The sequence below is a fragment of the Maribacter aquimaris genome, from assembly GCF_014596745.1.
GTDB classification, from domain to species: Bacteria; Bacteroidota; Bacteroidia; order Flavobacteriales; family Flavobacteriaceae; genus Maribacter_A; species Maribacter_A aquimaris.
In genome coordinates, this window is the sequence record NZ_JABTCF010000016.1 from 35,418 (window position 1) to 49,597 (window position 14,180).

12 protein-coding genes are annotated in these 14,180 nt (G+C 40.2%); 10 read left to right on the plus strand and 2 right to left on the minus strand.

Features of this window, described 5'->3' with window-relative positions; all coding sequences use genetic code 11:
- Positions 1 to 14: 14 nt before the first annotated feature.
- Positions 15 to 725: a sulfite exporter TauE/SafE family protein gene (locus tag HPE56_RS18955; RefSeq protein WP_223170381.1), complete on the minus strand. Its 711-nt coding sequence runs from the start codon at positions 723 to 725 to the stop codon at positions 15 to 17.
- Between the two features lie 550 nt (positions 726 to 1,275).
- Here HPE56_RS18955 and HPE56_RS18960 point away from each other — a divergent pair.
- From HPE56_RS18960 to HPE56_RS18985, 6 genes are all read left to right on the plus strand, one after another.
- The gene (locus tag HPE56_RS18960; protein WP_188245318.1) at positions 1,276 to 2,121 is read left to right on the plus strand and encodes an ROK family protein; all 846 of its coding nucleotides are present in this window, start codon (positions 1,276 to 1,278) and stop codon (positions 2,119 to 2,121) included.
- Between the two features lie 27 nt (positions 2,122 to 2,148).
- Positions 2,149 to 3,387: a glucose/galactose MFS transporter gene (gene gluP / locus HPE56_RS18965; RefSeq protein ID WP_188245319.1), complete on the plus strand. Its 1,239-nt coding sequence runs from the start codon at positions 2,149 to 2,151 to the stop codon at positions 3,385 to 3,387.
- A 20-nt stretch (positions 3,388 to 3,407) separates the two neighbouring features.
- Positions 3,408 to 4,496 carry a phosphotransferase enzyme family protein gene (locus tag HPE56_RS18970; protein ID WP_188245320.1) on the plus strand — a complete coding sequence of 363 codons (1,089 nt, stop codon included), beginning with the start codon at positions 3,408 to 3,410 and terminating at the stop codon, positions 4,494 to 4,496.
- 5 nt (positions 4,497 to 4,501) lie between these two features.
- Entirely contained in the window at positions 4,502 to 5,146 is a 645-nt protein-coding gene (locus HPE56_RS18975; RefSeq protein WP_188245321.1) for a carbohydrate-binding family 9-like protein, read from the plus strand.
- Between the two features lie 174 nt (positions 5,147 to 5,320).
- A complete protein-coding gene (locus HPE56_RS18980) occupies positions 5,321 to 9,094 on the plus strand; it encodes a transglutaminase domain-containing protein (RefSeq protein WP_188245322.1) in 3,774 nt (1,257 codons plus the stop codon).
- A gap of 93 nt (positions 9,095 to 9,187) precedes the next feature.
- Positions 9,188 to 10,273 carry an acyltransferase family protein gene (locus HPE56_RS18985; RefSeq protein ID WP_188245323.1) on the plus strand — a complete coding sequence of 362 codons (1,086 nt, stop codon included), beginning with the start codon at positions 9,188 to 9,190 and terminating at the stop codon, positions 10,271 to 10,273.
- Between the two features lie 6 nt (positions 10,274 to 10,279).
- Here the strand turns inward: HPE56_RS18985 and HPE56_RS18990 are convergent, their stop codons facing one another.
- A complete protein-coding gene (locus HPE56_RS18990) occupies positions 10,280 to 10,873 on the minus strand; it encodes a riboflavin synthase (RefSeq protein WP_188245324.1) in 594 nt (197 codons plus the stop codon).
- An 82-nt stretch (positions 10,874 to 10,955) separates the two neighbouring features.
- Here HPE56_RS18990 and pdxA point away from each other — a divergent pair, with 82 nt between their 5' ends.
- The 4 genes from pdxA to HPE56_RS19010 all read left to right on the plus strand — a co-directional run bounded on the left by pdxA (position 10,956) and on the right by HPE56_RS19010 (position 14,156).
- A complete protein-coding gene (pdxA, locus tag HPE56_RS18995) occupies positions 10,956 to 12,002 on the plus strand; it encodes a 4-hydroxythreonine-4-phosphate dehydrogenase PdxA (RefSeq protein WP_188245325.1) in 1,047 nt (348 codons plus the stop codon).
- 174 nt (positions 12,003 to 12,176) lie between these two features.
- Positions 12,177 to 12,707, plus strand: coding sequence for a YceD family protein (locus tag HPE56_RS19000; RefSeq protein WP_188245371.1), 531 nt, complete (start codon positions 12,177 to 12,179; stop codon positions 12,705 to 12,707).
- Between the two features lie 6 nt (positions 12,708 to 12,713).
- Complete coding sequence (rpmF, locus tag HPE56_RS19005) at positions 12,714 to 12,911, plus strand: 50S ribosomal protein L32 (RefSeq protein WP_109648514.1); 198 nt, start codon at positions 12,714 to 12,716, stop codon at positions 12,909 to 12,911.
- Positions 12,912 to 13,157: 246 nt separating this feature from the next.
- Positions 13,158 to 14,156, plus strand: coding sequence for a beta-ketoacyl-ACP synthase III (locus HPE56_RS19010; protein ID WP_188245326.1), 999 nt, complete (start codon positions 13,158 to 13,160; stop codon positions 14,154 to 14,156).
- The last annotated feature ends 24 nt before the right edge of the window (positions 14,157 to 14,180 follow it).

The following is a 14,180-nucleotide window of genomic DNA, read 5'->3' on the forward strand; positions in this document are numbered from 1 at the left end:
GCTTCAAAAAGGTCTTATTTCACCAAGATCATAATTGCACCCAGGGCAGTTAGCACGAGAATCATTTTGCGGTAAAAATCCTCTTTGATGATTTTCACCAAACGTACTCCGACAAAAAGTCCAAGGAAGATGGCAGGCGCCAATTTTAGGTTGATCATCAAGGTTTCTGCGGTAATGGTACCCCAAGCCCAAATATGAAAGGGGAGTTTAAAGAGGTTGATGATCAGGAACAACCAAGCAGCGGTACCGATAAATTCATTCTTGGGCAACCGCATGGCCAAAAAGAAAATATTGCTGAAGGCCCCGGCCAAATTACCGATCATGGTGGTAATGCCCGCGAGGATACCAATAAATCCGGCAAAGGACCAATGTGAGGGAACATTCTTGGTTTTTTTTCGGTCCCACCAATACATCATCGCCACACTCCCGAGAATAATGAAGGCCATCCCGATCTTAAAGGTTTTTTCATCGAGGTCCATACCAATATAGACCCCGATCAATATTCCCACGAGAATCCATGGTAAAAACCGTATGATATACGACCATTGGGTATGTCTGTTGTAATAGACGACGGCAAAGATATCGGCCAAGATAAGCAGTGGAACTACCAGTCCGGTTGATTCCTTGGCCCCAAAGGCCAAAGCCATTAGGGTCACGTTGATAATGGCCACGCCCTTGATTCCTGCCTTGGAAATTCCGACCACAAAAGTCGCAGCCAATGCCATGATCCATGCCATTGTTGAAATATCCGGTTGTATTGATAAAATCACAGTAGTTGTTTAACGAACAAAAGGCAAATGTATCCTAAAAAATTATATCTTTAGGGTTTAATTAATAAGCCACCTTTTGCAATTAAGTACACTCGATTCTATTTTTAATATCGTATTCTTCTCATTTATTTTAGGAATCAGAGTTTGTGTGTCAAAAAAGGATGCGCATGGATTCTTCCAAATGTTCCCGTTCCAGAAAAAATCTGCCTTAATGATTAGGGGGAATTTCGATGGCTCTAATGACCAGCCCCAGAAATATCCAGAATTTGAAAACCGATTTTGTACGCTGCAACAGATCATACGAAAAATGAGGTTTATGGTGTCTACGAATTACAGAATAATAAGTGATATTTGTTTTCTCCAAACCTTGGTGGAAATACGTTTGGATCGCGGACCAAATCATTTAAAAAGCTTTTGTTGAATAAATTCTAAAACAGGAAGGGGAATTGAACGAATCAATAGGGAAGAAGTGTTGAAGTAATTGAATTGAAACAAATATTAAAATATGAAATCAGAAGTAATTATAGGTGTTGATATAGGTGGTACATCGATTGGAGCCGGTTGTATTGTCAATAAAAAAATAGAAAAGACCTACTCGTTGCCAACAGGTGCAGAGAGATCGGCCGAGGAAATACTTGAAACACTATATGAGGTTATTGAAAAGGTGATGCTGCCCCATACAAAGGCCATTGGTGTTGGTGTCCCTGGATTAATTAATGCCAATAAGGGAGAGATTGTCAAAATTTCCAACATCCCTGCATGGAATGGTCTGCGCCTCATTGAAAAACTAACTACCCGTTTCAATATACCAGTGTATATGGAAAACGATGCCAATTGTTTTGCCTTAGGGGAAAAACATTTTGGCAAGGGACAAAATTATAAAAACATGTTGGCCATTGCATTAGGAACTGGTGTTGGTGGCGGTATTATTATCAATGATAAATTACACTCGGGCCTATTTGGAGGTGCTGGTGAAGTAGGTCATATGCCCTATAAAGATGATATTTTCGAAGCCTATTGCGGCAGTGGTTTCTTTAATAAAATGAACAATACTAGTGGTAAAGAATTATTTGACAAAGCGATGGATGGAGACAAGAATGCTTTGGGGCTTTTCAATGAATTTGGACATCATGTTGGCAAACTTATTACGACCATTATATATATCCTTGCTCCCGATGCCATTATTCTTGGAGGTTCTATCAGTAAATCATTTCCTCTTTTTAAAGAAGGGATTCAAGAAGAAATCGCCGATTTCCCCTTTGAGGTTATGAGGGATGTCGTTGCCGTTGAACAATCGGAACTTGAGGATATCGCCATACTGGGCGCTGCCGGATTGTATTATAATGCCTAACTATTTTTAAATAATAAAACTCTTAATATGACCAACTTAAAAAAATCAGGCTACATTGTCCCTTTAGCAATTGTTAGTGTTCTCTTTTTTGTTATTGGATTTGGTGTAGGGATCAGTGGTTTCCTTACCCCGTTTCTTCAAGATGCTTTCGACTTATCAACATCCGAATCCTATTTGGTTACTGCTGCCATATTTTCCGCTTTTGTGATATTTGGTGCACCAGCCGGATGGATTATTAAAAAAGTAGGCTATAAATACGGAATGGTCATCGCTTTTTTTGTTATGGCTATCGGAATGGTACTGTTCGTTCCATCATCAAACATGCTTAGTTTTCCATTGTTTCTAATCGCACTTTTTATAGGTGGTATTGGAAACACGATCTTACAGGCATCCGTTAACCCATACGTCACCATTATTGGTCCAAAAGAAAGTGCCGCAATGCGAATGAGTCTTATGGGGATCTTTAATAAATCGGCATGGTGGTTATCATCATTATTTCTTGGCCTGTTCATGGATTTGAACAATGTTAAACTCGATGATGTAATTGTTCCGTTCTATATTGTAACAGGTATTCTTGTCGCATTGGGTGTATTTATGATTTTTGCACCACTACCGGAAGTGAAGGCCGAAGGCGAAGACGAATCTGACGAGGCGGCTACAACGGGTTATGCTGCGGGTAAAACAAGTATCTTTCAATTTCCACATTTACTTCTAGGAGTACTTGCCCTGTTTATTTACGTTGGTGTAGAAACCTTGCCCATGGTATCGATTATTGGTTTTGCCAAATCCATATTTGGAGATACTGCCCAGAATTTGGATAGTTTTGCTATATACGTTCCATTGGGGCTTGTCGTTGGATATATCTTTGGCGTACTAATGATTCCTAAGTTTATATCACAAACTGCGGCGTTAAGGTTGTTTTCGTGGATAGGAATTATATCCGTGTTATTGATGATTTTCCTTCCTGGCGAATATGGTATTTATTGCATGGCACTCGTTGGTTTTTCCAACTCCCTTATGTGGCCCGCCATCTGGCCCCTTGCCATTGCCGATTTGGGTAAATTTACGAAGACCGGTTCGTCCATGTTGGTCATGGGTATCGTAGGGGGAGCTGTGATTCCTTTAATTTTCGGTTTTTTGATTGATGCGGTCAAAACTACCGAGGTTGCTACGGTTGCAAATTATCAGACCGCTTACTGGTTATTTATCCCGGCCTACCTGTATATTCTCTATTTTGCCGTTAAAGGAAGTAAAATCAGAAAGTAGTTATTCTAAAATTTAAAGATATGTTATCGGAATTAAACAATATCGCTAAACAATTTCAAGTTGAAGGCGAAATAGAATCCATCAAACCCCTTGGTGAAGGTTTTATCAATGACACCTATATTTTAAAAACCATCGGTGAAGATTCGCCTAACTATTTGTTTCAGCGAAAAAACAAGACAATTTTCAAGGATGTACCTTCCATGATGGATAACATCCAGAACATAACAACCCATCTAAAAGCGAAAATCGTTGCCGATGGCGGCGATCCTTTGCGCGAGACAATGACCCTGACCAAAACCCACGATGGTAGGCTTTATCAACTTGATGAAGAGGGCGAATTCTGGACGATGTGCCTTTTCATTGACGATAGCGTATCCTACGAATCGGCAGATACCCCAGAACTGGCCTACTCGGGTGGTAAGGGCATAGGAAAATTTCAGCGCATGACTTCTGATTACGAAGGACAGCTTGTAGATATCCTACCCGGTTTTCACAACATCCGCTTTCGCTTTGAACAATGGGATGAGGTATTGGCAAAAGATCCTGTTGGACGTAAAAGCATGGTAAAGGAAGAAATCTCATGGATAGAAGACCGTCGTGAAGAAATGTTGCGATTTTGGACTTTGGTTGAAGATGGTACCATTCCTACACGTGTAACACATAACGATACCAAGATAAACAATATCTTGTTCGATAAGAAGGGGGACGTTTTGTGCATGATCGACCTCGATACGGTACTGAGTAGCACTGCCTTGAATGACTTTGGCGACGCTATGCGGTCATACACCAATACCGGGCTTGAAGATGATACGGAATTGGATAACGTGTCTATGGATTTGGAAATTTTCACGGCATACACCAAAGGATACCTCGAAGAGGCAAAATCGTTTTTAGTACAGTCTGAAATGGATTATCTGGCGTTTTCGGCCAAATACATAACCTATGAACAGGTGCTTCGTTTTTTAATGGATTATATTGCTGGTGACACCTATTATAAAATCAAAAACCCAGAGCACAACCTGGTACGTACGCATGCTCAAAACAAATTGTTACAAAGTATGGAGGCCCAATTTACGGCCATGCAGGATGCTGTTAAGTCTTACTTGTAAAAGTTATGGAAGCTGCTAAATCATTGGTGATTCCGTTTATTCCTGATCTTGATGAGATTCCCTTGGAGCAGCTTAATGAGACACTTGCTTCCTCTGGGTTCTCGAGTAAAATAGATCAAATTAACTGGGAAGCATATCGTTATAAGCCTTCGGTGGATTTTTACCTAGCGCACAACAATCAGCATCTTTTCATACTTTACAAGGTGATTGAAGAAAATATTCACGCCAAGCATGTAAACGATAATGATGCCGTTTGGGAAGATAGTTGTGTGGAGGCATTTTTTTCAAAAAATAGTAATGAAGGGTATTTCAATTTTGAAGTTAGCTGCATTGGTACTGTCCTTGTCGGTTTTGGTATGGGAAGGGACAATAGGATCCATTTGGAGGATGATCGGATGAAAACAATCAAAAGAGCATCTTCTCTTGGAAAGGAGATTATTGGAAAGGATAATGTGAATGGTAGTTGGTGGTTACAACTTGCAATCCCCTTGGAAATACTAGGTGTTAAGAAAGGACAGACGATTCGTGCTAATTTTTACAAGTGTGGAGATGAATGCAAAGTACCGCATTTTTTAAGTTGGCAGCCAATTTTAACGCCACAGCCCGATTTCCATCAACCTGATTTTTTTGCCGATTTAATACTGGAATGATACCGATTAAATCTAAGTTATCTGCAGGCTACGATGAATACTACGTTTAAACCACATGGTTTTGGTTGTCAATATGGAATATCATAAAATAACGATTGTAACGCATACCAAGGCATAAGGAAATTCCGTTATCACTATCCGTGTGATTATACCAAACCAACCCTTTTTCGGATTATGAGATTATTGTCTTTACTTGCCCTTGTCCTTTTGACAACCACATCAAGTTTATTTTCCCAGGACACCACTTATGAAAAACATTGGGAACATTTGTTCAGGAATGAACGAAAGGAGGCTTTGTCGATCTTGCGAAAATCAAAGGACGACGATATTGCCTATTTTTTATCGCAGGAGATCATAAAGGCAGAAAACGGAAATTTCACCAATCCTGGTGATTTTATCCAGCAATTGATGGAGTATAAGGATTTTGAGTATTACCTCTATGCGCTATGGACCCAAAATTTCTTTTTCGACGGCTATATTGAAAGCGGTTTCAATAATAAGAATAGTAAGAATATCACGGATATCGATTTGGGCCGCATCAAGAATCCTACGGTTTTAGAAGCCATGAAATACCTGAAATCCATAGTTGCAAGACATAATAACGACTGGGAAGGCTATTACCAATTGAATTCGGAAATGGCATCCATTAAGAAATGGCAGTATTGCGGTACCTTCGAGAACCTGAACGGTAGTGGATTGGATATTGCCTATGAACCTGAGGAAAAAGCCTATTCCGAAGTAGATTTCAATGCCAATAGCAATGGTTTTGTCAATTGGTACAACAATGGTGCGTTAGCAAGGGAAGCCTATCAATTTTACTCCAATCATACCGAATATGGGGCAGGTGTCAACTATGCGCAGACCTTTATCACCAACCCTATTGAGCAGAGGGTGGTTTTGCGCTTGGGCAGTTCGGCCTTGGCAAAGGTTTGGGTCAATGATGTCGTGGTTTTGGAAAACACCAATGACGGCATCACCGACCTCGATGCCTATAATGTTGCATTTACATTGCCTAAAGGAGTAAATCGGATATTGGTCAAGAATGCCGACCAAGGTGGGGTAGGATATTTTATCGCCCGATTGACCGATGTTGACGGAAATGCACTCAACAATCTAGAAGTAGACCCAACGTACCGTGCCTATAACAAAAGCAACCTGGCCAGCTTGCAACCTGAAGGTGTTGATAATTCGGTGGAAGCCTATTTTAAGGTAAAAGTTGCCGAAAACCCCAATAACTTCTTTTATACCTATTGTTTGGTAAGTACGTATTTGAGGAATTCAAAATACACCGAGGCCAAAAAAATCATTCTACCATTGATCAAAGCCCATAACAACAGCTCCTTTTTAAGGCGCTTGTTGATTTTGAGCTATAATCTGGAAAAGGATTATACCTCCTCCCAAGAACTTCAAAAGAACATTGAAAAAGACGATGGGAAATATTACCTGTCGTATGTATATCGCTTTCAGGAGTCTGGAGAGCTTTTTAAGTTGCCCATCAAGGAATTCGAAAAGTTTACCGATGAGTTTAAGGCGGCAACCGATTTGCCGATATTAAAGCATTCGGCAGACTTGATGCTGAGTATCCGAAAAGAGGATAAGGGTGCTATCAAGGAAAAATTGAAATACATAACCACCAATTTCAAGGATCAGACAAAATTGATCAAGTTGTACATCTCATTGTATTCCGATTATTTGAACGAGGATGAAAATGCGATTGAGGTATTGGAATCGATCAATGACCTTTATTTCGATTATCCGGTCCTTAAAAAATTGGCTGGTTTCTATGACAAACAAAACAAAAAAGAACAGGTAATACAACTTTTCAAAGAACAGTACAACGATGTTAATAGTAGCAATTCCTACCTGAAGGATTATATTGAGTATCTGCATGAATACAAGAAATATGAAGAATCGCTGCCCTTTATCAAAAAGGTATTGGACAATTATCCCTATTCCTTTATTGGGATGGAGTACATGGGAAATGCACTGGAGCAGTTGGGCAGGAAGAAAGAGGCCTTGGTGTATTACAAAAGGTCGTTGAAACACAATGGGGGCAATAGGGCACTCAGAAAGAAAATTGAAGACCTATCCGGAACCAAGGATTACTTCGAGGACATGGCAACTGGGGAGATTTATGATTTTATCGCCAAGAACCGGAATAAGGAAACCAAGAATAATTATGGGTACAATTATTTGCTCGATGAAACCTTGGTGCAATTATATGCGGAGGGTGGCTACAGAAATAAAAACAGTTATGTGGTCGAGATTACTTCGGAGAGTGGTATAGAATCAATGAAAGAACTTGATTTAGGACTTCGGGGCAATTATCGAATTACCAAGTCTGAAATTGTCAAACCCAACAAGACTGTGGTGCCTGCATCAAAAAATGGATCCAATCTGGTATTCGGTAAATTGGAGGTTGGGGATGTTATTTATATCGATTATGAAAGTAGCTCGAGTTCAAGTGGGAGGTTTTATAAGGATTATGTAGATTATTTTCAAATGGATTCGTATCACCCCATTCTAAAGAATTCACTTAAGATCTTAGTGCCAAAGGAAAAACCGTTCAAATTTCGGATGGTGAATGGGGAAGTGCCCCACCAGGAAAGGAAAATGGACGATTACATTTGCCATATTTGGCAAATAGACGATTTAAAACCTCTGGAACAACAAGAGGATTATATGCCCAGCATGGCTGATATCGCAAGATATCTGCACATAAGCACCATTGATTCATGGGATGATATTGCCGCGTGGTATGCCGATCTTGTCCGCCCCCAAATGCAGATAAATTCTGATGTGGAAGAGGCCTTTAAGGAAATATTTCCCGAATCGGTCGATATGTATTTTGACAACGAAAAAGCGGAGCGGATCTATTACTACTTAATGGAGAACCTAAGTTATAGTTATGTAAGTTTTAGGCAAAGTGGTTATGTGCCACAGCGACCTGCAAAAACCATTAAATCCAAGTTGGGTGACTGCAAGGATTTTTCAACCCTGTACGTGACCTTGGCACAAATGGCGGGATTAAAATCCCATTTGGTTTTGGTATTGACCTCGGATTATGGTAAGCAAGCAATGCTATTGCCAAGTCAGGATTTCAATCACTGTATCGTAAAGGTTTTTATTGATGGTAAGCCACAGTATTTAGAACTTACCGATAATAACCTGCCCTTTAAATCCATACCTACAAGTTTGGAAAATGCCACAGCCTTGGACATTCCCAACAAGGTGGTTAAAGATGTTCATCAGGGGGTTTATTTACTTAATAACATTGCCCATACCCCTACTGTCATTGAAAGTAATATGGTATATCGGTTAAAGGACAAAGCACACCAACTGAAAATTGAATCGGTTTTAAAGGGCAGTATCAATTCGAATTACGCAAGTATCCTGAAGGAAGATAATGATGAGGTCATCAAAACAAAGATCACAGATGATTTTAAAGGAAGGTTATTAGAGGATTTTAGTTTGGATTCCATTTACGATATCCAGTATGATATAAAATCACCCGTAATCGCCTATACCTCGGATTTGACCATTAACGAAACCATTGATGAAATAGGAAGTATGAAGGTCTTTCGAATTCCGGCGGTGAACAATGCGTATAACAGTGGGGTTATTTCAGATGAGAAAAGGAACTTCCCTATCGAATACATTTTCTATGAAAATGCCGATGTCTACAAATCATCCTATAAAATCCTACTGGGTGAAAATGAGAAATTTGTTGAGGTGCCTGAAAGTGTCGATTTTAAATACAGGAAGCACAGCTATAAGATCACTTATGAGCTAATAAAGCCTAATGAATTGCATATCAATATACTGGCAAATACCTCAAAGGAAAGGATTGAACCCAGCGAGTACGATGCATTCAAGTCTTATGTGAAATCGGTTTTGGATACGAAAGAACAATTGATTGGCTATAAGACGATAAAGCCACAGCCCTGATTTTGCGAGGACGCATCCAATATCCGAAAGTCTCCCAATACAATAGGGTAAATAACCTAAATAAGTTAACTTTATTTTGTTAAAGCATGCATTATGAAAAATAGGGTTATCTCAGTCGATATTTTTAGGGGACTGACCATTGTATTGATGATTTTGGTGAATACCCCAGGAACCTGGTCGCACGTTTATGCACCGTTATTGCATGCCCATTGGCACGGGTATACGCCGACCGACCTAGTATTCCCTTTTTTCCTGTTTATAGTGGGTACATCCATTGCATTTGCCTATCAACATAAGATGCCATCCCGGGACACTTACAGGAAAATAATTGTACGTAGTTTGAAATTGGTCGGACTTGGATTGTTCCTAGGGGCATTTACCATTACGTTTCCATTTATAAAGGATTTTGCCGACATCAGGTTTCCAGGAGTGTTGCAACGGATTGGGGTAGTATTCTTCTTTGCTGCCCTATTGTTCATGAATTTCAATTGGAAAAACCTGATAGGTATTTGTGTGGCATTTTTGGTCGGCTATTGGTTATTGATGACTTATGTGCCCGTTGAGGGAATAGCCTCTACCTTTGACCGGGCCCCGAACAATCTGGCGAATTATTTGGATGTCAAGATATTTGGCACCCACAACTATAAACCCGATTATGATCCCGAGGGACTATTGAGTACCCTGCCCTCCATTGCAACCTCTTTATTGGGAATTTTTACAGGCCTGATCTTGACTTCTAAGAGGGAGCGTAAAGAAATTGTGCTATTGGGAATGGGAGTGGCTATGTTGGCCCTAGGGTATCTATGGGATGTGGTTTTTCCAATCAATAAAGCCCTATGGAGCAGTAGTTTTGTGTTGGTGACCGCTGGTTGGGCCAATATGTTCCTGGCCCTAATCTATTATCTCTCCGATGTGCAGGGTATTGCATTCGGGGGTATTTTCAAAAAAGTGGGGGCCAATGCCATCACCATTTATTTTCTATCGAGCTTTACCAGTAAGATCATGGGTAGGATACCTGTAGGTGACACGTCCTTGCACGGGTGGCTTTTTCAAAAAGTCTATGTACACGATTTTATGTCTATGGAACTTTCCTCCCTTTTATACGGACTAACCGTGGTAAGTTTTTATGTGCTACTTGCACATGTCCTCTATAAAAAGAAAATATTCATAAAAGTGTAAACCCCGTTATTGGGAAAGGGGTTGCATCATCCTAGCAACGTATTTTCCGATTACATCAAATTCCAAATTCACGGTACTGCCCACTTTATAGGTGTTGAACCTTGTGTTTTCGTAGGTATAGGGGATGATGGCCACACTAAAGGTGTTGGCCCGCGAATCAACTACGGTAAGGCTGACGCCATCAATGGTGATCGATCCCTTCTCGATGGTTACATTATTATAGGTCGTACCATATTCGAAGGTATAGAACCAACTTCCATCTTTTTGGGATACGGCAATGCATTTCCCTGTCTGGTCTACGTGGCCCTGCACAATATGCCCATCCAATCTGGAACCGAGGACCATGGCCCTTTCCAAATTCACCTTGTCTCCCACCGTTAATTCCCCAAGATTGGATTTTTGCAAGGTCTCCTCAATGGCGGTAACGGTATAAACAGAACCCTTAATGTCCACCACGGTTAAACAAACACCATTATGGGCAACACTTTGGTCAATTTTCAATTCGTCGGTTATGCCCGACTTGATGCTGATATGAAGATTGCCCCCTTCTTTTTCAAGTTGTTGAACTTCTCCCAAAGATTCGATTATTCCCGTAAACATGTGTCGTTTAAATTAAGTAGTTTTGTGTAATTGAATTAGTGTTATTTTTTAGTAATAACCGCTACACAAAGGTAATTATATAATGCAGGAAAGCCGAATAATAAGGGTAGGAATATCAATAGGGGATTTAAATGGAATTGGGTGTGAAGTGATACTCAAGACTTTTGAGGATACGCGTATGTTGGAATTTTGCACGCCGGTGATTTTTGCCTCCAACAAGACCATTACCCACCAAAAAAACGCCTTGGGGATTACCATTAACTATAATGGGGTGCATGATGCGTCCAAAGCGATTGATGGTAAGATCAATGTGGTCAATGTTTGGAAGGAAACCCCTAAAATCGAATTTGGTAAAGAGACCAAGGAGGGTGGTGCTTATGCCATTAAATCGCTACGGGCTGCCGTAAAAGCCCTAAAAGAAGATGAAATAGATGTTTTGGTCACTGCGCCTATCAATAAAAAAAATATACAGTCCGAGGACTTTAAATTCCCTGGCCATACGGATTATCTGGCCAAGGAGCTTGAAGGTGAAAGTCTTATGTTCATGATTACCGACGACTTAAAGGTAGGGTTGCTCACCGACCATATTCCGGTCAAGGATGTGCCGGCCGCCATCAATCCCATAGTAATACGGACCAAAACACGTATCATTGAGAAATCGTTACAAATGGATTTTGGTATACGAAGGCCTAAAATAGCCCTTTTGGGCATAAATCCGCATTCTGGGGACCATGGGGTAATCGGTAAGGAAGATGAAGAGGTAATGAAACCGGTCATTAAGGAGATGTCCGAAGCTGGCCACTTGGTATATGGGCCTTATTCGGCAGATAGTTTTTTTGGCTCCGATGGGTATAAAAAATTCGATGCCATTCTTGCTGCCTACCACGATCAAGGACTCATACCTTTTAAAACACTGTCATTTGGTAACGGGGTAAATTATACGGCCGGACTTTCGAAGGTACGGACATCACCCGATCATGGTACTGCATACGAAATAGCCGGTCAAGGTAAGGCCGATCATAATTCGTTCAAGGAAGCGCTTTTTAAAGCGATACAAATATTCAAGAATAGGGAGGAATACCATCAGTTGACGGAAAATGCCCTACAAAAGCAGAAGATTAGACGCTGATTTGAGGTACAATCTACCAAAATGTGATTTTTTTGATGCCTTTTATGGAATAATTTCTTTCCAGTCAAAAGCAAATCAAAGATTTAGGTGTCAATAATTGGCGTTTTAGAAAAAAAAAGTATCTTTGCACCCGCCTTAATGTGGGCGAAAGTATTAAAAACAAGTGTTGAAGTGATGAAGCAAAAGGAGTTCAGTATTCCTTTCTCTGGTTTGAAGCAAGGAAAACACGAGTTTGATTATAATATAGACAATACGTTCTTTGAATCTTTTGGATATAATGAGTTTAATGATGCATCATTGAAATTGCATGTGGTTCTCAATAAATTGAGTACAATGCTGGAATTGGAGATGCAGACAGAAGGCACGGTGAATGTAGATTGTGATACAACCAGTGAACCTTATGACCAGGAAATTTCAGGTAGTATGGAGTTGGTGGTCAAATTCGGTGACGAGTTCAATGACGAGAATGATGAGATTATAATTATTCCCCATAGGGAACATCAATTGAATATTGCACAATACGTTTATGAAATGTTGGTATTGGCCGTACCACAAAAAAGGATTCATCCCGGTGTGTTGGATGGGACCTTAGAATCGGAAGTACTCGATAGGTTGGCCGAACTTAGTCCAAAAGAAGAAAAAGACAATCGTGAAGATAGTGATCCCCGTTGGGATGAATTAAAGAAGTTACAAACGGATAAATAATTAATAATGGCACATCCTAAAAGAAAAATTTCCAAAACCAGGAGAGATAAGAGAAGAACGCATTACAAAGCAGTAGCCCCTACAATTGCCAAAGACCCAACAACTGGTGAAATGCACTTGTACCACAGAGCGCACTGGCATGAAGGTAAATTATACTATAAAGGACAAATTCTTATAGATAAGACCGAGGAAGCCGAGGCTTAGACTCGATTCTTAAGATAATAACAACCCCCTGCTTGGATAAAGCGGGGTTTTTTTATGTCTTAATGTCAATCAATTAGCATAAGAACTATTGGGATATTTCAATGATAGGAGATTAATCTGACAAAGGTGACAATGCTCAAATTAGTCACAAACAATGACTTTTTGGACAGATAGTCGCAAAAAATCATTATTTTTCCCCACTTTTGATGCTTTTTTGAAAGTTTTTGATTTATAACATAAGTTAATATGGGTAAACTAAGTGCAGCGATCACAGCTGTCGGGGGCTATGTCCCCAAATTCATCATGACCAACCAAATGCTCGAGGGCATGGTTGACACCAATGATGAATGGATCACTACACGAACGGGCATCAAGGAACGAAGGGTTCTAAAGGAAGAGGAGGGCCAAGGCTCATCGTACTTGGCAATCCAGGCCGTAAAGGATTTAATGAAAAAAAAGGATGTTGATCCTACCGAGATAGACCTAGTCATAGTAGCCACTGCAACCCCCGATAGCCTAGTAGCCTCAACGGCGGCTTTCGTAGCATCTGAAATAGGGGCGACCAATGCTTTTGCTTATGATCTATTGGCCGCATGTTCCAGTTTTTTGTTTGGCATGTCTACAGCGGCCAGTTATATTGAATCCGGTAAGTACAAAAAGGTTTTATTGATAGGGGCCGATAAAATGTCCTCTATAATTGATTATACCGATAGGACTACATGTATTATCTTTGGGGATGGTGCCGGTGCCGTACTTTTTGAACCCAATACCGAAGGTTTGGGCATGCAGGATGAGTATTTAAGATCGGATGGTAGTGGAAGGCCTTATTTAGGTATGGATGCAGGTGGGTCTTTAATGCCGGCAACGGAAGAAACCGTAAAGAACAGAAAGCACTTTATTTATCAAGAAGGTAGAACCGTATTTAAGTTTGCGGTTTCCAACATGGCTGATGTCGCAGCCAGAATTATGGAACGAAACGGCCTTATTGAAAAAGATGTGGCATGGTTGGTGCCCCATCAGGCAAATAAACGAATTATCGATGCAACGGCCAATAGAATGGGCTTGGACAACTCAAAGGTAATGATGAATATCAATAAATATGGTAATACAACTTCAGCTACCTTACCTTTGTTACTTTATGATTATGAGAATCAATTAAAAAAAGGGGACAATCTAGTATTCGCTGCTTTCGGGGGTGGATTTACTTGGGGTTCTGCTTATCTAAAATGGGCATATAACAAATAAGCAATCAATTATATAAATTATTTT

What these genes read in the sequence shown, in the direction of transcription:
- HPE56_RS18975 (WP_188245321.1), top strand. Translation starts at nt 4,502, where the DNA reads ATGGAAGCTGCTAAATCATTGGTGATTCCGTTTATTCCTGATCTTGAT.
- HPE56_RS18970 (WP_188245320.1), top strand. Translation starts at nt 3,408, where the DNA reads ATGTTATCGGAATTAAACAATATCGCTAAACAATTTCAAGTTGAAGGC.
- pdxA (WP_188245325.1), top strand. Translation starts at nt 10,956, where the DNA reads ATGCAGGAAAGCCGAATAATAAGGGTAGGAATATCAATAGGGGATTTA.
- HPE56_RS18985 (WP_188245323.1), top strand. Translation starts at nt 9,188, where the DNA reads ATGAAAAATAGGGTTATCTCAGTCGATATTTTTAGGGGACTGACCATT.
- HPE56_RS18990 (WP_188245324.1), bottom strand. Translation starts at nt 10,873, where the DNA reads ATGTTTACGGGAATAATCGAATCTTTGGGAGAAGTTCAACAACTTGAA.
- HPE56_RS19010 (WP_188245326.1), top strand. Translation starts at nt 13,158, where the DNA reads ATGGGTAAACTAAGTGCAGCGATCACAGCTGTCGGGGGCTATGTCCCC.
- HPE56_RS18980 (WP_188245322.1), top strand. Translation starts at nt 5,321, where the DNA reads ATGAGATTATTGTCTTTACTTGCCCTTGTCCTTTTGACAACCACATCA.
- HPE56_RS18960 (WP_188245318.1), top strand. Translation starts at nt 1,276, where the DNA reads ATGAAATCAGAAGTAATTATAGGTGTTGATATAGGTGGTACATCGATT.
- HPE56_RS18955 (WP_223170381.1), bottom strand. Translation starts at nt 725, where the DNA reads ATGGCATTGGCTGCGACTTTTGTGGTCGGAATTTCCAAGGCAGGAATC.
- rpmF (WP_109648514.1), top strand. Translation starts at nt 12,714, where the DNA reads ATGGCACATCCTAAAAGAAAAATTTCCAAAACCAGGAGAGATAAGAGA.
- HPE56_RS19000 (WP_188245371.1), top strand. Translation starts at nt 12,177, where the DNA reads ATGAAGCAAAAGGAGTTCAGTATTCCTTTCTCTGGTTTGAAGCAAGGA.
- gluP (WP_188245319.1), top strand. Translation starts at nt 2,149, where the DNA reads ATGACCAACTTAAAAAAATCAGGCTACATTGTCCCTTTAGCAATTGTT.